This window comes from Paenibacillus silvestris, from assembly GCF_009882985.1.
Taxonomy (GTDB): domain Bacteria; phylum Bacillota; class Bacilli; order Paenibacillales; family NBRC-103111; genus Paenibacillus_E; species Paenibacillus_E silvestris.
This window is the reverse complement of sequence record NZ_WTUZ01000005.1, coordinates 119,574-119,825: the sequence shown is the minus strand read 5'-3', so window position 1 is coordinate 119,825 and position 252 is coordinate 119,574. Positions and strand designations below refer to the sequence as shown.

The following is a 252-nucleotide window of genomic DNA, read 5'->3' as shown; positions in this document are numbered from 1 at the left end:
CGATAACGCGAGCAATTACACGCAGGATCAACTCGATGCTGCAGTTAACCAGTTAAACTCAGCGGTTCAAGTGTTTAATGCCGCCGTTATCCAAGCGGGCATACCCACAACGCTGGGCGCGGCGATTTCGGTGGCGCAGCAGGCGTTGACGGATCATCCAGAAGGTACGGATGTAGGGCAGGCCTCAGCGGGAACACGCACCGCACTGCAGACAGCGTCCAATTCGGCCCAGCAGATACTCGATAACGCGGG

1 protein-coding gene is annotated in these 252 nt (G+C 57.5%); it reads left to right on the top strand.

All coding sequences use genetic code 11. The annotated features are described in order from the left end of the window. Nucleotides 1-252, top strand: a 252-nt coding sequence (locus GQF01_RS02420; RefSeq protein WP_161405294.1) for a hypothetical protein, incomplete at both ends; no start/stop codon positions are given.